At 64.9% G+C, this 15,380-nt stretch carries 21 protein-coding genes; 16 read left to right on the top strand and 5 right to left on the bottom strand.

Translation table 11 applies throughout. The features are described 5' to 3' along the window. The first annotated feature begins 1 nt into the window (after position 1). From JY451_01510 to JY451_01490, 5 genes are all read left to right on the top strand, one after another. Positions 2-397 (top strand): DUF983 domain-containing protein, encoded by a 396-nt coding sequence (locus tag JY451_01510; protein ID QZH75333.1) that lies wholly within the window; start codon positions 2-4, stop codon positions 395-397. Between the two features lie 68 nt (positions 398-465). Continuing rightward, positions 466-1,011 carry an SURF1 family protein gene (locus JY451_01505; GenBank protein ID QZH76493.1) on the top strand — a complete coding sequence of 182 codons (546 nt, stop codon included), beginning with the start codon at positions 466-468 and terminating at the stop codon, positions 1,009-1,011. Between the two features lie 169 nt (positions 1,012-1,180). Further along, positions 1,181-2,581 carry a threonine synthase gene (locus tag JY451_01500; GenBank protein ID QZH75332.1) on the top strand — a complete coding sequence of 467 codons (1,401 nt, stop codon included), beginning with the start codon at positions 1,181-1,183 and terminating at the stop codon, positions 2,579-2,581. 9 nt (positions 2,582-2,590) lie between these two features. Beyond that, complete coding sequence (locus JY451_01495) at positions 2,591-3,493, top strand: class I SAM-dependent methyltransferase (GenBank protein ID QZH75331.1); 903 nt, start codon at positions 2,591-2,593, stop codon at positions 3,491-3,493. Between the two features lie 117 nt (positions 3,494-3,610). Next, positions 3,611-4,837 carry a hypothetical protein gene (locus tag JY451_01490; protein QZH75330.1) on the top strand — a complete coding sequence of 409 codons (1,227 nt, stop codon included), beginning with the start codon at positions 3,611-3,613 and terminating at the stop codon, positions 4,835-4,837. 3 nt (positions 4,838-4,840) lie between these two features. On the opposite strand, the gene JY451_01485 is transcribed toward JY451_01490, so the two are convergent. After that, positions 4,841-5,629: a DUF1499 domain-containing protein gene (locus JY451_01485; GenBank protein QZH75329.1), complete on the bottom strand. Its 789-nt coding sequence runs from the start codon at positions 5,627-5,629 to the stop codon at positions 4,841-4,843. A gap of 140 nt (positions 5,630-5,769) precedes the next feature. Here JY451_01485 and JY451_01480 point away from each other — a divergent pair, with 140 nt between their 5' ends. The 6 genes from JY451_01480 to JY451_01455 all read left to right on the top strand — a co-directional run bounded on the left by JY451_01480 (position 5,770) and on the right by JY451_01455 (position 8,696). Next, complete coding sequence (locus JY451_01480; GenBank protein ID QZH75328.1) at positions 5,770-6,138, top strand: dihydroneopterin aldolase; 369 nt, start codon at positions 5,770-5,772, stop codon at positions 6,136-6,138. Then, the gene (locus JY451_01475) at positions 6,138-6,449 is read left to right on the top strand and encodes a hypothetical protein (GenBank protein QZH75327.1); all 312 of its coding nucleotides are present in this window, start codon (positions 6,138-6,140) and stop codon (positions 6,447-6,449) included. Before JY451_01480 ends, JY451_01475 begins: the two co-directional genes overlap by 1 nt. A gap of 48 nt (positions 6,450-6,497) precedes the next feature. Then, positions 6,498-7,499, top strand: coding sequence for a GTP 3',8-cyclase MoaA (gene moaA, locus JY451_01470; protein ID QZH75326.1), 1,002 nt, complete (start codon positions 6,498-6,500; stop codon positions 7,497-7,499). Continuing rightward, complete coding sequence (locus JY451_01465) at positions 7,499-7,741, top strand: MoaD/ThiS family protein (GenBank protein ID QZH75325.1); 243 nt, start codon at positions 7,499-7,501, stop codon at positions 7,739-7,741. Before moaA ends, JY451_01465 begins: the two co-directional genes overlap by 1 nt. Before the next feature lies 1 nt (position 7,742). Continuing rightward, entirely contained in the window at positions 7,743-8,192 is a 450-nt protein-coding gene (locus JY451_01460) for a molybdenum cofactor biosynthesis protein MoaE (GenBank protein QZH75324.1), read from the top strand. Positions 8,193-8,264: 72 nt separating this feature from the next. Continuing rightward, entirely contained in the window at positions 8,265-8,696 is a 432-nt protein-coding gene (locus tag JY451_01455; GenBank protein ID QZH75323.1) for a hypothetical protein, read from the top strand. A 78-nt stretch (positions 8,697-8,774) separates the two neighbouring features. On the opposite strand, the gene JY451_01450 is transcribed toward JY451_01455, so the two are convergent. Beyond that, on the bottom strand, positions 8,775-9,278 hold the full coding sequence (locus JY451_01450) for a hypothetical protein (GenBank protein QZH75322.1): 504 nt from the start codon (positions 9,276-9,278) through the stop codon (positions 8,775-8,777). Positions 9,279-9,474: 196 nt separating this feature from the next. On the opposite strand from JY451_01450, the gene rplU reads away from it, so the two are divergent. The 3 genes from rplU to JY451_01435 all read left to right on the top strand — a co-directional run bounded on the left by rplU (position 9,475) and on the right by JY451_01435 (position 10,987). Next, positions 9,475-9,954, top strand: a complete 480-nt coding sequence (rplU, locus tag JY451_01445) for a 50S ribosomal protein L21 (protein ID QZH76492.1) — start codon at positions 9,475-9,477, stop codon at positions 9,952-9,954. A 42-nt stretch (positions 9,955-9,996) separates the two neighbouring features. Continuing rightward, complete coding sequence (rpmA, locus tag JY451_01440) at positions 9,997-10,266, top strand: 50S ribosomal protein L27 (GenBank protein QZH75321.1); 270 nt, start codon at positions 9,997-9,999, stop codon at positions 10,264-10,266. 172 nt (positions 10,267-10,438) lie between these two features. Further along, a complete protein-coding gene (locus tag JY451_01435; GenBank protein QZH75320.1) occupies positions 10,439-10,987 on the top strand; it encodes a GNAT family N-acetyltransferase in 549 nt (182 codons plus the stop codon). Here the strand turns inward: JY451_01435 and JY451_01430 are convergent. Continuing rightward, positions 10,942-11,838, bottom strand: a complete 897-nt coding sequence (locus tag JY451_01430; GenBank protein ID QZH75319.1) for a metal-dependent hydrolase — start codon at positions 11,836-11,838, stop codon at positions 10,942-10,944. The two genes, JY451_01435 and JY451_01430, sit on opposite strands and share 46 nt — an antisense overlap. Before the next feature lie 60 nt (positions 11,839-11,898). Here JY451_01430 and JY451_01425 point away from each other — a divergent pair, with 60 nt between their 5' ends. Next, positions 11,899-12,486 (top strand): TetR family transcriptional regulator, encoded by a 588-nt coding sequence (locus tag JY451_01425; protein ID QZH75318.1) that lies wholly within the window; start codon positions 11,899-11,901, stop codon positions 12,484-12,486. Here the strand turns inward: JY451_01425 and JY451_01420 are convergent. Continuing rightward, on the bottom strand, positions 12,483-13,217 hold the full coding sequence (locus JY451_01420; GenBank protein ID QZH75317.1) for a folate-binding protein: 735 nt from the start codon (positions 13,215-13,217) through the stop codon (positions 12,483-12,485). The genes JY451_01425 and JY451_01420 overlap by 4 nt on opposite strands. 38 nt (positions 13,218-13,255) lie before the next feature. On the opposite strand from JY451_01420, the gene pyrC reads away from it, so the two are divergent. Further along, positions 13,256-14,293: a dihydroorotase gene (gene pyrC, locus JY451_01415; GenBank protein QZH75316.1), complete on the top strand. Its 1,038-nt coding sequence runs from the start codon at positions 13,256-13,258 to the stop codon at positions 14,291-14,293. On the opposite strand, the gene rarD is transcribed toward pyrC, so the two are convergent. Further along, entirely contained in the window at positions 14,290-15,207 is a 918-nt protein-coding gene (rarD, locus tag JY451_01410; protein QZH75315.1) for an EamA family transporter RarD, read from the bottom strand. The two genes, pyrC and rarD, sit on opposite strands and share 4 nt — an antisense overlap. Positions 15,208-15,380: the final 173 nt, after the last annotated feature.

Genomic DNA, 15,380 nt, shown 5'->3' with positions numbered 1-15,380 from the left:
GGTGACGGCTGAAACGCCAGCAAAGAAGGGGCAGCCTCCCACGGGTCAGGCTGCCCTTTTCGGTTTGTGCCCGCGCTGCGGCGAGCGAACCCTGTTTGCGGGCTGGGTAAAATTCGCCGACCGCTGCACCGCCTGCGGGCTGGACTATGCGAAGTTCAACGTGGGAGATGGCCCGGCGGCCTTCCTGACCTTCCTGATTGGCGCACCGATTGTCGCGCTGGCGATCTGGCTGCAACTGACCGTCGCGCCGCCGTGGTGGGTGCATGTGCTACTGTGGCTGCCCTTGACCATTGGCGGCGTCATCGGCGGGCTGCGGCTGGTCAAGGGCTGGCTGCTTGTGAGCGAATATCGGCGCGGGGCGGCGGAACACCGGCATGACGGGAGTGATCTGTCGTGAGTGCCAATAACGCGGGGCGCAAGGTGCCGATTGTGCCGACGGTCGTGGTGGTGGCCGCTGCGGCGGTGATGGTCATGCTGGGGTTCTGGCAGCTTGGGCGGGCAGACGAGAAGGCGGTGATGATTGCGGGCTTTGCCGATGCGCAGCAATTGCCGCCGGTGCGGCTGGAGAACCTCCGGACTACCGAAGAGCTGTTATATCGCAATGTGACGATTTCCTGTAGCCGTCCATTCCAATGGCAAGCCGTCGCTGGGCGGAACTTGGCTGGTCAGACAGGGTATGTCCACCGCTATACTTGTTTGCAGCAATCGATGCCGCCTCGCAGTGAAGGAGGGCCACTCCGTGAGATTTACGGTGTCATTGGCTGGTCCCAATCGCCTCAGCGGGTGGATTGGAACGGGGGCGAACTTGTGGGCGTTCTCGCGCCGATGGGGGAGCAATTCAAGGTAGTCGCCACGACGCCGCAGGCCGGACTAGAGCCTGCGGCAGTCCCCGATCCCAACGACCTGCCCAACAACCACCTCGCCTACGCCGGGCAGTGGTTCTTCTTCGCGCTCACTGCGCTGGTGATCTACTGGCTGGCGCTGCGGCGGCGCTGGCGGGAGAGCAAATAGCACTTGTCAGCCCGGACTTGTTCCGGGCCAGTGCTTCCCTTTTCCACCGTTAAAGGAAAAGCACCGGGCCCGGAACAGGTCCGGGCTGACATTTATACCAGCTCTTGAATGGGTCGCCAGCCACGAGCTTTCTTGCCGCAGGCGGCCTAGGCCGCTAACGCGCACCGCCATGCGATACGTCTCCACCCGCGGCTCTGCCCCGGCGCTCGATTTCAAGGGCGTCACCCTTGCCGGCCTTGCCAGCGACGGTGGGCTTTACGTCCCCGAACGCTGGCCGCGCTTTACCGAGGCCCAGATCGCGGCAATGGCGGGCCTGCCCTATGCCGAACTGGCAGTGCGGGTGATGACCCCTTTCGTTGCGGGCAGTCTTACCGAGGACGAACTGCGCGATCTGTGCACCGCCGCCTATGGCCGCTTTTCGCACGCCGCCGTCACCCCGCTCACCCAGTTCGACCAGCAGCACTGGCTGCTCGAACTGTTCCACGGCCCGACGCTGGCGTTCAAGGATGTGGCGCTGCAACTGCTCGGGCGGCTATTCGAGCATTTCCTGAAGGGTAGCGACGATCACCTGACCATCGTCGGCGCGACCAGCGGGGATACCGGCAGCGCCGCGATCGACGCAGTAGCGGGGCGCAGCCAAGTCGATATCTTCATGCTGCATCCACACGGCCGAGTGAGCGACGTGCAGCGCCGCCAGATGACCACGGTGCTCGCACCGAATGTCCACAATATCGCCATCGACGGCAGCTTCGACGACGCGCAGGCCACGGTGAAGCGGATGTTCGTCGATGCCGAGATGACCGGCAAGTACCGCATCAGCGCGGTCAATTCGATCAACTGGGCGCGGCTGATGGCGCAGGTGGTCTATTACTTCGCCGCCGCCCTGCAACTGGGTGCGCCGCAGCGGCGGGTGGCCTTCAGCGTGCCGACCGGCAATTTCGGCGATGTCTTCGCGGGCTATGTCGCGCACGCGATGGGCCTGCCGGTCGAGCGGCTGATCGTGGCGACCAATATCAACGACATTCTCCACCGCGCACTTTCCAGCGGCGACTATTCGGCGGGCCAGGTCACTCCCACCGACGCGCCGAGCATGGACATCCAGGTGTCGAGCAATTTCGAACGGCTGCTCTACGATCTCGGCGGGCGCGATGGCGCGGCCTTGGCGGAGCAGATGCGCGGGTTCGAGGCGAGCAAGGCGATGCAGTTGACCAATGCGCAGCGGCAGGGTGCGGCGGCGCTGTTCACCAGCGCGCGGGCTGATGCCGATGAAATGGCGCGGGCGATGGCATGGGCTGCGGAGAAGTGCGGCGAGATCATCGATCCGCACACTGCCATCGGCCTCCACGCCGCGCGGGTTGCGGGGATCGATCCGGCAGTGCCGGTTGTGACACTGGCGACCGCGCACCCGGCCAAGTTCTGCGACGCGGTGGAACGCGCCACCGGCCACCGCCCCGCGCTCCCCACGCGTGTGGGCGATCTGTTTGAGCGCGAGGAGCGTTACGACAGCTTGCCCGGCACCTACGAGGCGGTGCGCGACTACGTGGCGGAGCGCGCCACTCTTTCGTCGTGATGCGCCCAAATGGCTGACCTCGCCCGGCAACCCCTCGTCATGGCGGGCGAGGCGTGGTCCGATTACGGGCTGATCGACTCGGGCAATGGCCGCAAGCTCGAACGCTACGGGCCGTTCCGCTTCATCCGCCCCGAACCACAGGCGATGTGGCAGCCGCGATTGTCCGAAGCCGAGTGGCAGGCGCACGGCGAGTTCATTCCCGGCAGCGACGAGGATGGCGGCGGGCGCTGGCATTTCACCAAGGCGGTGCCCGATGCAGGCTGGCCGCTGGCCTGGAATGAGGCCAAGTTCACCGCGCAATGCACGCCGTTCCGGCATCTCGGCTTCTTTCCTGACATGGCCCCGGTGTGGGAATGGATGCGCGGGCAGCTCGCGGGCCGGGCCGAAGCGACAGCACTCAACCTGTTCGGCTACACCGGCGTCGGCTCGCTGGCGCTGAGCGAATGCGGGCCCGTTACCCACGTCGATGCGAGCAAGAAGTCGGTGGCGCAGGCGCGCGAGAACGCTGCGCTGTCGGGCATGGCCGATCGCCCGATCCGCTGGCTGGTGGACGATGCGGCGAAGTTTTCCGCGCGCGAAGTTCGGCGGGGAAAGCGCTATGACGGAATCATCCTCGATCCGCCCAAGTTCGGGCGCGGGCCGGAAGGCGAGGTCTGGCGGCTGGAAGAAGGCCTGCCGCCACTGATCACCAACTGCCGCCGGTTGCTCGATACGGACAGCCGCTTCCTGTTCCTGACGGTCTATGCCGTGCGGATATCCTCGCTCGCTATCGGCGGGCTGCTGGCGGAAGCCTGCGCGGGCCTGCCCGGCAAGGTCGAACACGGCGAACTGGCGATCCGCGAGGAAGGCGAGGGCGGGCGGTTGCTGCCCACCGCCATTTTCGCCCGCTGGAGCAACAACGGGAAGGCCTGAGCGGGGTATGCATTACCGCTTTGAGCGACTCCGTGCCTGGTCTTATACTGGCCCCGGTTTCCGGAGAGCGATGCGATCCGTTTGACGCGCGCTCCCTGGCAAATGGGGGGAAAGATCATGCGCCTTGCATTCCGCACCGTGGCCGGCCTTTCGCTGGCATCCGTCACATCGTTGCTCGCTTTTGTGCCTCTGGCTGCACAACAAAGCGAACCGCCGATCGCCCGCTACACCGTGGACGCGGGCACCCTATCGGGCATGGCGGCGATGATGCAGGGCGGCGGCGGGCTCGGCTCGATGATGTCGATGATGAACGGCGGCGGGCAGTCGGCGCACGAACTGGTGCTACGGCTGGGTTCCTTGCGCACGCCATCGGGCGGCGAGGCGGATGCCGATCACTTCATGCCCGAAGGCGCGGGCCTTGGCCGCTCGGTGCCGCTGACCTATCGTCCGCAGTCGGGCAGTCCCGGTGCGCCGGGCACGGCCGAAATGCCGCGCGGACGGCTGCTGCTGTTCTGGGGCTGCGGCGAGAATGCCGGTCCGGGCCAGCCGGTGGTGATCGACTTCGCCAGTCTGGCGCGTGGGGAGATCCCGCCGGGCCTCTATGCGCAGGGGCTCAACCTGCCCGATGACTGGAGCGTGCGGCCGGACAATTCGACCACCTATGGCCACTGGCCCAATGGCGAGGATGGGCGCTCGGTGCCCGCGGGGGCATCGCTGCTCGGCCAGCACCGGATTGCCGCCAACTACGCGCCGGAGATCAACTTCACGCTGGCCGAAGACTTCATGCCCGCGCTCAATCCATCGGGCAGCGCCATGCCCAGCGGGGCGATGGCGCTGCGCTGGAACGCGCTGGAACGGGCGACAGGATACTACGCCTGGACCATCGGCGCGGGCCGCAACGAGCGCGACATGGTGTGGTGGACTTCGGCTTCCAGCCAGCAGTTTGGCGGGCCTTTTGCCGACTGGATTTCCCCCTCCACCGCGCGCCGCTACGTCGAGGCGGGCACGCTGTTGCCGCCGACGCAGAGCACTTGCACCATTCCCGCCGAAGTCACCGAAGCGGCGGGCGAAGGCTATGTGACCAGCGTCTATGCCTACGGTCCGCAGGTCGATTTCGCCTACCCGCCGCGTCCCGCAGACGCGCGCGCAACGTGGCGGCCCGAATGGATTGCGCGGGTGCGGTATCGCTCGATGGCGATGGTCATCCCCGGCATGGACATGGGGATGGGCGGCGAAATAGGCGGCGGCGAACAGGCGCAGACCCCCGCTGAACCGGCAGGCCTGCCGCGCTGCCGTGGTGGTTTGCGGGGCCTTGCCGAGCGCGCTGCGGGCTTATGCCAGTAGTGCTTATACCGCCTGCAAATCGGCAAGGAATTCACGGATGCGCGCGGCGTTGTAGCCGACATCGCTTACGCCCACGCGGCTGACGCTGCGCATATCCACCCGCGTGCTGCCATCGGCGACTGGCGTTACCATCAGCACCACATCGTCATAAAAGCGCACGTAACCGGCGGTTGCCGTCGCTTCGAGCCGACCTGCTGCGGCATCGTAGGCGGCTACTTCCCAGCCGCGATCTTCCATCAGCGCCTGGGCATCGGCCAGCACCACTTCGGGCGCTTTGTCGATCAGGATCGGCTGGATATCGGCATAGGCACCTTCATGGAACGCGCGCCATTCCTCCTGGCTGAACGGCCCGGTGCTGACCGGCGGGCGATCCAGTTCCACGAACTGCGGTGGAGTGTTCAGGTTGGTGGTGATGTCGTGAATCGGCGGCACCTTGCCGGCCGGAATAACCAGCAGAACGTAGACCGCCACGGTCAATCCGCCCGCGAGGATCGTGCCCAGCGCCAGCTTGCCGCCGCCGCCGGTCTTGCGGACGAAAGCGATAATCAAGGCGACGATGCCGATCACGGTGAGCGCGCGGGCCGGATTCAGCGAAAGGTAAAAGGGACCAAACCCCGCCAGCTTGTCGATTATGTCGAAACGCGCAAGTGTCGCTGCCACCAGTACGATCGTCACCAGGATCAGCGCCCCACCAAGAACGAAATTGCCGGTCCATCGAATCAGCTTCGATCCTTGCGGCGTGGCAGGGCTGGTGGCCGGGGCCGGTTCGCCCGCAAGTGTCTGGTCGTCCATGGTGATACTCCCCGAAGTTTTGCGCGGTTTGCACCGCTCCGCAGGCAAAGGTCAACCAGGACCGAGGTTCCCGGCACCACTCCGCCCGCTGCCAAGCCCGCTTGCCAAGTGAGGCGTGCGCTGCCATTTCCGCGCCCATCATGGCAGACAGCCTCTATCTCGAACTCGTGGATTTCGAACACGATGTCCACACCGGCATCTATTCGGAAGAAACCGGTCGCCCGCAGCCGCTGCGGTTCAGCGTCCGCGCGCGGCTGAAGGCACAGCGGTTCTTCGATGCCGATACGCCGTTGGATGCCAGCAAGAACTACATGGACCTGAAATTCGCCTGCTCACAAGCGCTGGGCACCACGCATTACAAGCTGATCGAGGCGGTGGCCGATCACGTCTGCGAAACGCTTTTTCTGCAGGATGCACGGGTGGAAGAGGTGCAGGTGAAGATCGTCAAGCTGGCGCTGAGCGAGGCGAACGAGCAGATCGGCATTACGCTCACACGCGAGCGGCGCTGATGGCGAATCAGGGGATCATTGAGGTGGAAGGCCTGCCCGAGCATCCGCTCGACGCAGCGGCGCATTTCCATACCGTGTTCGTGCCGCGCGTGCGCTCCATGGCGACCACCGGTGGCGTGGTGGTGATCCTCCCCCACGCCGATCACACCCATTCCGCATGGCGGCTGGCGGCGGTGCAGGAACTGGCGCGCGAGGCGGTGCCCAACCGGGTCAACGCGGTGGAAGGCGAGGAGGAGGCGGCAGTGTCGGACACGCTCTTTTACCTGCAATCGGCGGACGGGGTGACGGGGCAGGTCTTTACCCTCGCATAGGCAGCATTGATTGATTCTGTCCGGCACCCTCGCCATAGAAGGGGGGTCATGTCCTGCGCCAAGCCCCTCGTCGATGCCTTCCAGCGCCGCATATCCTATCTGCGGCTGTCGGTGACCGATCGCTGCGACCTGCGCTGTTCGTACTGCATGCCCGAACGGATGACCTTCCTGCCCAAGGCGGAAGTGCTGAGCCTGGAAGAGCTGCACAAGCTCGGGCTCGCCTTCATCGAACGCGGGATCACCAAGATCCGCCTGACCGGGGGCGAGCCGCTGGTGCGGCGCGATGTGATCGAACTGGTGCAGGCGCTGGGGCGCAAGCTGGGTGACGGGCTGGACGAACTCACGCTCACCACCAACGGCACCCAGCTGGAGCAGTTTGCGGAACCGCTGTTCGCGGCGGGCGTGCGGCGGATCAATGTCAGCCTCGATACAATGGACGGCGCGCTGTTCGAACAGCTTTCGCGGCGCGACCGGCTGGTGCAGGTGCTGCGCGGAATCGCTGCGGCCAAGGCGGCGGGGTTGAAGGTCAAGATCAACACCGTGGCGCTCAAAGGGCTGAACGAGGAGGAAATCCCCTTCCTCGTCGAATGGGCCCACGCCAATGGCCACGACCTGACGCTGATCGAGGTGATGCCGCTGGGCGAAGTCGATGGGGAGCGAGTCGATCATTACCTGCCGCTGCCCGCCGTGCGGGACCGGCTCGAAGAACGTTTCACGCTGGAGGAGATCGGCGACAACACCGGCGGCCCGGCGCGTTATGTGCGGGTTGCGGAGACCGGCGGGCGGCTGGGGTTCATCACCCCGCTCAGCAACAATTTCTGCGCTACGTGCAATCGTATCCGGGTGACCGCGACCGGCCAGCTCTATGCCTGCCTCGGCGGGGCGGAGCAGGTCGATCTGCGCGCCGCGCTGCGCTCCGATTCGCCTGACGAGCGACTCTCCGCTGCGCTGGACGAAGCCATGCGGATCAAGCCCGAACGCCACCATTTCCATATCGCCGAAGGCGCCGCGCCTGCGCAGCCACGGCATATGTCGGTGACGGGCGGCTGATGACGGTGACGGTGGTCTTCCTCGGCAAGCTTGCCGATCTCTCGGGTCAGGGGGAGCGGCTGCTTCCTGCTCCGCTCGACTGGCCCGGTCTGCTGGCAGCATTGGATGATGAACTGGCCGAAGCCGTGGGGGGTGAGAAGGTCCGGCTGGCGGTGGACGGCGAACTGCTGGCGGACAAGACCACGCTGGCAGCGCTGGACGGGTCCGAAGTCGCGCTGCTGCCGCCCGTTTCCGGCGGCTGACATGGCGATCACCGTCCGCCTGCTCGATTCGCCGTTCAATCCGGGCGCCTTCGTCGGACCATTCACCAATGCCCATCCGGGTCTTGGTGGGGTCTGCACATTCGTTGGCGAAGTGCGCGGGGACGCAGATGTCGAGGCGCTCGAGTTGATTCACTACGAACGCATGACACTGCCCGCGATGGAGCGACTAGCTATGGCAGCGGTGGATCGATTCGCGCTGATGGGACTGCTGCTTGTCCACCGAGCGGGGATAATGCACCCTGGTGAGCCGATCGTGCTGGTATCGGCCTGCGCAAAGCATCGGCGCGGGGCGATCTATGCGGTAGACTTTTGCATGGATCACCTGAAGTCGGACAGCTGGTTCTGGAAGCGCGAGAAGCGGGGAGACGGCTGGCACTGGATCGAGCCGCGCGAGGACGATCACCGCGATCTCGCCCGCTGGGAAAAATAGCTCATTTGACGGGGATCAAGGTTCGCGCCGTCGATTCGCGGCAATCCTTCTGCAACTGGAAGGAGCTTTCCGATGGCCGAACAACTTACCCGCGAGCAGATTGCCCTTAGCGCCGATATTCACGTGCAGCTTCCTGCTGTCACACGACAGGCGCCGACGGACCGGACATTCGAACTGCCGACCGGTCTGTTTGTCGCCACGGCGGGATTTTACCTCGGCTTCGTGGCACTGATGGCGGTGACTTTTACCCATCTCGAACTGGCGATTCCGCTGGCGGTGATTGCGCTGTTCATCGTCGGCTTTTTCGGCCTGCCGCTGGTTTGGACCCGGCTCGCACCCCCTACGACGAGCAAGGCGAGCACCTGGGACCGCTTCCGGCAGAACGGGATCATGACCGCCTATGGCCGCACCACTGCACGTGACGCCACGGTCCAGGTGCTGATCCTGCCGACACTCATCTTCGTCTGGGGAATTGTCGTGGTGGTAATCGCCGCGCTGGTCTGACGGGAACTCGATCCTCCCCTCAGCCGCTCCCCTCACGCGCGCGCGGAGTCCGGTAAAACGGGTTCCGCGCGTTGCCGTTTATCGCGCCAGTCGGGCCAACAAGTCTGCGATCAGCGCGCTTTCTTCCTCCACCATGGCCGCAACGGCATCGCGCTCGTCAGCCACCGGGGCAATTGCCTCGCCCGCGTTCGATGTCTCGGCATAGATCAGGTCCAGATCGGCCAGCGCCACCATCACCCGGCTGCGCCGCGCTTCGAGATCGGCCACGGCCACCTGCGCCACGGCCCAACTGTCGCTTCCCACGCTCGCTCCTTGCGCGGCTGATACCCGGCTCCGCACATTTGGTGCGGCGGCGAGGAATTCGGCATGCAGGCTGCGGGCTTCCGTCACCAGTTGTGCAGCGCGTTCGAGCGTCGGGACGCCCGGCGGGACGGGGACGTAAGGCTCTGCCTCGCCCGCTGCCATCGTGCCGGTCCACCGCTCGGCATCGCGGACCGCAAGTGAAGGGTATTCTGCACTCGGGCTGGCGCAGGCTGCCAAAGGCAGCAGCAGGGCGAGGAGAGGCAAGCGCGCTTGGATCATTACCCGCTCGCCCTACATCGTGGCATCGGCGCAATCCAGCGCACAAATGGACACTCTGCCACGCATCGGGGAGTTGACAGCCACGGGAGCTTGGCTTAACGGCGGCGTTCTTGACGGTGCCCCCCTCGGGCGCCCTTTTTTGTTGTTGCCCCGGTTTTCCGGGTGCGGGAACACCGGATAAATGGAAACGAACACCATGTTCGCAGTAGTGCGCACGGGCGGCAAGCAATATCGCGTCGCCGAAGGAGACAAGATCGCGGTCGAGAAGCTGGCGGGTGAAGCCGGCGATACGATCGTGCTCAACGATGTTTTGCTCGCCGGTGAAGGCGACGATCTGGCCGATGCCTCCAAGATCACGGTTTCGGCCGAAGTGATTGCCCAGGCCAAGAGCGAGAAGGTGATCGTTTTCAAGAAGCGTCGCCGCCACAACTATCGCCGCAAGGCGGGCCACCGCCAGCAGCTAACCCTGCTGCGCATCGTGGGCGTTGGTGAAGCCAAGAAGGCTGCCCCGAAAAAGGCCGCTGCGGTGAAGGACACGTCGGAAGAGCCTGCCGCTGCCGAAACGCACAAGGCGGCACCGGTGAAGGACGCTGCGGAAGCAAAGGCTCCGGCCAAGAAGCCCGCCGCCAAGAAGGCCCCGGCCAAGAAGGCCGCCAAGGCTACCGACAGCGAATAATCCCGGCCAGTCCGGCAGCAGATGAAGACGGAGTAGTACACAATGGCACATAAAAAAGCTGGCGGTTCGTCGCGCAACGGTCGCGATTCGGCCGGTCGTCGCCTTGGTGTGAAGAAGTTCGGCAGCCAGGAAGTGATTCCGGGCAACATTATCGTGCGCCAGCGCGGCACCAAGTTCTATCCCGGCGTCAATGTCGGCATGGGCAAGGACCACACGCTTTTCGCGCTCGAAGCCGGCCTCGTGCGATTCCACGATGGGAAGCAAGGCCGCAAATACGTGTCGGTAGACGCGATGGCGCAAGCTGCCGAATAACCGGATGAACCGATAAAGGGCTCATCCACCGTGGTGGGCCCTTCCGGAACCTGATGTCCGGAAAGCTGGAAGGAGATGGGCCCGCCCCGTCTCCTTTTTTGATTCTCCTTTCGCTGTTTTGACACACCGGCTGTCCACTGGAGGCGGGCACCCGGCATGAGGGAGAATACCCATGTTCATGCGTACCCAGCGGCTGTTCCTGCGGCCTATATTCGAGGAGGATTGGCCAGAGGTCCTGTCCTGCCTCGGCGATTTCGATGTGGTGCGGATGCTGGCGAATGCGCCTTGGCCCTACACTGAGGAACTTGCCCGCGCGCATTGCCAGTCGGTTCTGGCCGAAGGTGAAATCCGCCTGGCCATTACCGTGCCCGGAAAGTTGGGCGCGCCTGTCATCGGCAATATCGGACTGCGACCGAACCCGTCCGGTGTCCATCAACTCGGCTTCTGGCTGGGGCGCGAGTGGCATAGGCGCGGGTACGGAGCAGAAGCTGTGCGCGGCATCGTGGCACTGGCCGATGCGCTTGGAATTCCGTGCATCGAATCAGGTCACTACCTGGAAAATATTGCCAGTGGCAAGGTGTTGCGCAGCGCGGGCTTTGTTGCAACGGGCGAGCTTTCCCCGACGCGCTGCATGGCACGCAACGGCGAAGTGCTTTTGGCTCGCCGCTACCGGCGTCAGCTTCCCGGCGCTGCGACCATGGAGTGCCCGGTGGCCGCCTGAACCGGACCATGCGCCACCGCCGCCTGCTCGCCATCCCAATGCGCGATCAGGTGGCGGTCATCGTGGTCCCACGGGTGGAAGCCTGGGCGGAAGTAGCCGAGCCAGGCGGGGAATATCTTGCGCAGGATGCCGGGCTTGCCGAACAGGTAGGCGAACACGCCCCGCTTGGCGCGCCAGCCGGTAATGCCATCCTGCGCCAGCAGTTCCAGCGCGTCGCTGGTGCGGTTCTTCAGGAAGCGGAAAGTGACCAGCACCATGATGATCGAGCGCATCCGCCAGCGCTTGGCCGCGCTCCAGTTGCGGGTGGCGTGGAGGAAGGTGTCGTAGGCGACCGCCTTGTGCTCGATTTCTTCGACCGCGTGCCAAAGCCATAGCTGCGGATCGCCCATGCCTGCGGTGGCGAGCGAGGAGGGATTCTTGAGGAACTGATGCGCGAACATGGCGGTGAAATGTTCAAGCGCACAGGTGATCGCGAGCTGGACAATGGCGGGCGCGGCCTGGGTATCCGCGACAAGACCCTTCACCCGCGCGTCAATTTCGGTGAGATCGTACCCGGCTTCCTCCACCGCGCGATTAAATGCGATATGCTCGCGCGAATGGTTCACTTCCTGGCGGATGAAATCGCGGATCTCGGTGGCCAGTTGCTCGGGCACACCCTCGCGGTGCGCCTTCACTGCGTCGATGAACATCGCTTCCCCGCGAGGGAAGCTGGCGGAGAGGGCTGCGAACCACGCCGAAGCCACGGGATCGACTCCGCGCTGGCGGCGCTGGTCTCGCGCAAAGCGGCGGTCGCGCACTGTCAGCGCATGATCGACGGGGGTGCTCGCTTGCCAGTGGGGGTGGGCGGTCATAGACGTGTCCGATTGCCTGTGGTGTGTCCGACGGCAGCAAGATGGGATGAACTGACACTCATGTCAATAAGAAAGCGCCTGAGCCCCGAAGAGAGCCGTTCTGCCGCCTTGGGCGCCGCGCGCGCGCTGCTGATCGAAGCGGGGCCGCAGGCGGTGACGCTGAAGGCGGTAGCAGCGCGAATCGGGCGCACCCATGCCAACCTGCTCCACCATTTCGGCAGTGCCTCCGGTTTGCAGAAGGAATTGGCCGGGCACCTTGCGCGCACGGTTTGCGATTCGATCGGCGACGCCGTGCGTGCCACGCGGGCCGGAATCGGTAGCCCTCGCGAAGTGGTGGATCTGACTTTCGACGCCTTCGGGCGAGAGGGCGGGGGGCCGTTGGCGAGCTGGATGCTCGCCTCGGGCAACGAGGATGCGCTCGATCCGATTGTCGAGACGATCCACGCGCTGGTGCATGACCTGCAGCCCGAGGAAACCCACGCGGGCGCCGACATGCGGATGCACGAGACGACCTTCACGCTGGTGCTGCTGGCGTTGGGCGATGCCCTGCTGGGAGAACAGCTGGCCGAATCACTTTCCGTCAAACGCTCTGTCGCGCGGGACAGGGCGGAAGCGATGCTGGTGGCCGCTTTTGTGGAAGCGGGTTAATCCGCGCTGTTGAAGAGGTTCATCCACCCCGGCACCAGATCGGCGGGAATATCTTCCACCCGCAAGTGATCGACTGCCAGCCCCAGTGAGGGATATTCAGCCCTGCGCCGCTTTGCGTCCGAGCGGTCGAGCGGGACCACCATCAGCCGCCGGTTGATCTTCGCCCGCCAGTTCATCCGCGCGGTGTTTTCCTGCCCGATATAGCAGCCCTTGGTGAAGCTGACGCCGCCCAGTTCGGCGGCATTGGTTTCGAGCCACAGGATGTCGCCCTGTTCCGCCACGCCTTCCGCGACACCTTGGGTTAGCCGGTGGGCAAGGTATTGTTCGTCGACGGCTTCGATGCCGTCGAGGTACTCGGCCACCCGCCGGAAACCCATCGCAGCCAGGCGCGGATCGGGAGTGTAGCCATCCACCGGATCGAGACTCCAGAACACCCCCAGCAAGGGATCGACCGCAATCTCCAGCTTGCGGCGCAGGCGATAGAGCGACAGCCGCCTCGCCAGCGCCTCTGCCTGATCCGCCTCGCAGTCGAGCAGCATCGATTCGCCGTCGCGCCACACGATCATGTCGAACATCGCCTTGCCCTGCGCAGTCAGCAGCGCGGCATAGACGGGGAGGGCTCCGGTCACGTCGTTGGTGAGAAGGCCCTGGAGGAAAGCGGCGGCATCCTCGCCTGCATCGGTCGGGGAAACGCGCACCACGGCGCGGCTGTTCAATCGGCCCATTGTCATGGGTGACAGATAGGGCGGGGCGCGGCATAGGCAATGGCATGACGACGAGCCTCACCATCCGCCGCCCCGACGACTGGCACGTGCACCTGCGCGATGGCGCGATGCTGGAGGCGGTGGTTGGCCACACTGCGCGCCAGTTCGCCCGCGCGATCGTGATGCCCAATCTTTCGCCGCCGGTAACAACCGTGGCGGCGGGGCGCGCCTATCGGACACGGATCATCGCGGCACTGCCGGCGGACATGGACTTCACTCCGCTGATGACCTGCTATCTCACCGACAATATCGACCCCGAAGAAGTGCGGCGTGGGTTTGCCGAAGGCGTGTTCACTGCCGCCAAGCTCTACCCCGCCGGTGCAACGACCAATTCGGACAGCGGCGTGACCGATATCGCCAATATCCGTGCCGTGCTGGAAGTGATGGCGGAGATCGGCATGGTCCTGTGCGTCCACGGCGAAGTGACCCATGCCGAGATCGACATTTTCGACCGCGAGGCGGTGTTTATCGAGCGGGTCCTGCGCCCACTGCTGGCTGAGTTGCCGACGCTCAAGGTGGTGTTCGAGCACATCACCACCAGCGAAGCGGTGGATTTCGTGACCGAAGCACCTGCAAATGTCGCCGCGACCATCACCCCACAGCACCTGCATATCAACCGCAACGCCATGCTGGTCGGGGGCATCCGCCCGCACGCCTATTGCCTGCCCGTCGCCAAGCGCGAAAAGCACCGGCTGGCGCTGCGCCGCGCCGCCACATCGGGCAGCGCCAAGTTCTTCCTCGGCACCGACAGCGCACCCCACGCGCGCGAAGCCAAGGAAAGCGCCTGCGGCTGCGCGGGCATTTTCAACGCGCCCTATGCGCTCGAAAGCTATCTCGCGGTGTTCGAGGCGGAGGATGCGCTGGAGCATTTCGAACATTTCGCCAGCCTCCACGGCCCGGCCTTCTACGGCTTGCCCGTGAACGACACCACGGTGACGCTGGAGAAGCGCAAATGCACCGTCCCCGGCAGCATTCCCGCCGCCGGAACCGAACTCGTGCCCTTCCACGCCGGGGAAACGCTCGGCTGGACTTTTGTGGACTAAACCGGAACCGCCGCCTCGGCTGCCCGCGCCGCGCGGGCATTGCGCCACATATCCCAGCTGAACAGCGCCACCGCGCTCCAGATGGCAATGAAGCACACCAGCTTTTCCGTGCTTAGTTCCTGGCCGAACACGAACAGGCCGATCAGGAAGACCACCGTGGGCGAGATGAATTGCAGGAAGCCGATCAGCGTATAGGGCAGCGCCCGCGCGGCACTGGCGAACAGGATCAGCGGAATCGCCGTCATCGGCCCGCCCATTACGATGGCGAAAGTCTCAAGCCCGTCGCGCCCGAAAGCCAGCCCTTCGCCCGCCGCGCCAAGCCACAGCAAATAGCCCCCCACGAGCGGCAGCAGGATGAACCCCTCCACTGTCAGTCCCACGATCGGCCCGGCCTCCACGGTCTTGCGCAGCAGGCCGTAGATACCGAAGCTCGTTCCCAGCAGCAGGCTTAGCCAGAGCGTCGTGAAAGCCCCCGTTGCCAGCGCCGCTACCCCCACAGCTGCCAGCCCCACCGCCAGCCACTGCACCCGCGTCAGCCGCTCGCCCAGGAACAGCATCCCCAGCAGCATCATGTTGAGCGGCAGGATGTAATAGCCGAGGCTGGCGGCATAGACATTGCCGTTCTGGATCGCCCAGACATAGAAATACCAGTTGATCGCGATCATCGCCGAACTCGCCACCAAGGTGCGCAAGGCGCGCGGATTGCGCATGCATGCGCGGAGCTGGTCGAACTGGCCGAGTCGCCAAATGAACAACAGGCACAGCGGCAGCGTGAACAGCGTGCGCCAGGCGACATATTCCAGCGCCGGAACCTTATCCACCAGGATCAGGTAGAGCGGCATCGAGCCCCAGACGCAGTGGCACATCAGCGCATAAAGCAGCGCCCTGCCGCGCCCGGTTTGCCTGCCATCCATGCCGGCCCCGCTAGTCGCTCGGCGGCTTAGCGGCAAGCTTTCGGAACAGTTGTGCGGGGTTCAGCCTGACGGCGCTAAACTAGGGGTAAATCTCCGCAGAAGAGAGAAACAATGCCGAATTACGGCTCCGGGCGGCCTCCCCCTGTTGGGCCGCCACGGCAGCGCGGCCCCTT

The sequence above is a fragment of the Erythrobacter sp. genome (genome assembly GCA_019739335.1).
In the GTDB taxonomy this organism is placed as follows: domain Bacteria; phylum Pseudomonadota; class Alphaproteobacteria; order Sphingomonadales; family Sphingomonadaceae; genus Alteraurantiacibacter.
This window is presented reverse-complemented; position numbering and strand designations above follow the sequence as displayed.

Bases quoted from the DNA above. Each gene is read 5' to 3' on its own strand.
- JY451_01500 (QZH75332.1), top strand. From the start codon at position 1,181: ATGCGATACGTCTCCACCCGCGGCTCTGCCCCGGCGCTCGATTTCAAG.
- JY451_01490 (QZH75330.1), top strand. From the start codon at position 3,611: ATGCGCCTTGCATTCCGCACCGTGGCCGGCCTTTCGCTGGCATCCGTC.
- JY451_01420 (QZH75317.1), bottom strand. From the start codon at position 13,217: ATGACAATGGGCCGATTGAACAGCCGCGCCGTGGTGCGCGTTTCCCCG.
- JY451_01495 (QZH75331.1), top strand. From the start codon at position 2,591: ATGGCTGACCTCGCCCGGCAACCCCTCGTCATGGCGGGCGAGGCGTGG.
- JY451_01455 (QZH75323.1), top strand. From the start codon at position 8,265: ATGGCCGAACAACTTACCCGCGAGCAGATTGCCCTTAGCGCCGATATT.
- moaA (QZH75326.1), top strand. From the start codon at position 6,498: ATGTCCTGCGCCAAGCCCCTCGTCGATGCCTTCCAGCGCCGCATATCC.
- JY451_01480 (QZH75328.1), top strand. From the start codon at position 5,770: ATGGCAGACAGCCTCTATCTCGAACTCGTGGATTTCGAACACGATGTC.
- rpmA (QZH75321.1), top strand. From the start codon at position 9,997: ATGGCACATAAAAAAGCTGGCGGTTCGTCGCGCAACGGTCGCGATTCG.
- JY451_01450 (QZH75322.1), bottom strand. From the start codon at position 9,278: ATGATCCAAGCGCGCTTGCCTCTCCTCGCCCTGCTGCTGCCTTTGGCA.
- rplU (QZH76492.1), top strand. From the start codon at position 9,475: ATGTTCGCAGTAGTGCGCACGGGCGGCAAGCAATATCGCGTCGCCGAA.
- JY451_01430 (QZH75319.1), bottom strand. From the start codon at position 11,838: ATGACCGCCCACCCCCACTGGCAAGCGAGCACCCCCGTCGATCATGCG.
- JY451_01435 (QZH75320.1), top strand. From the start codon at position 10,439: ATGTTCATGCGTACCCAGCGGCTGTTCCTGCGGCCTATATTCGAGGAG.
- JY451_01460 (QZH75324.1), top strand. From the start codon at position 7,743: ATGGCGATCACCGTCCGCCTGCTCGATTCGCCGTTCAATCCGGGCGCC.
- pyrC (QZH75316.1), top strand. From the start codon at position 13,256: ATGACGACGAGCCTCACCATCCGCCGCCCCGACGACTGGCACGTGCAC.
- JY451_01485 (QZH75329.1), bottom strand. From the start codon at position 5,629: ATGGACGACCAGACACTTGCGGGCGAACCGGCCCCGGCCACCAGCCCT.
- JY451_01425 (QZH75318.1), top strand. From the start codon at position 11,899: ATGTCAATAAGAAAGCGCCTGAGCCCCGAAGAGAGCCGTTCTGCCGCC.
- rarD (QZH75315.1), bottom strand. From the start codon at position 15,207: ATGGATGGCAGGCAAACCGGGCGCGGCAGGGCGCTGCTTTATGCGCTG.
- JY451_01475 (QZH75327.1), top strand. From the start codon at position 6,138: ATGGCGAATCAGGGGATCATTGAGGTGGAAGGCCTGCCCGAGCATCCG.
- JY451_01505 (QZH76493.1), top strand. From the start codon at position 466: ATGGTCATGCTGGGGTTCTGGCAGCTTGGGCGGGCAGACGAGAAGGCG.
- JY451_01465 (QZH75325.1), top strand. From the start codon at position 7,499: ATGACGGTGACGGTGGTCTTCCTCGGCAAGCTTGCCGATCTCTCGGGT.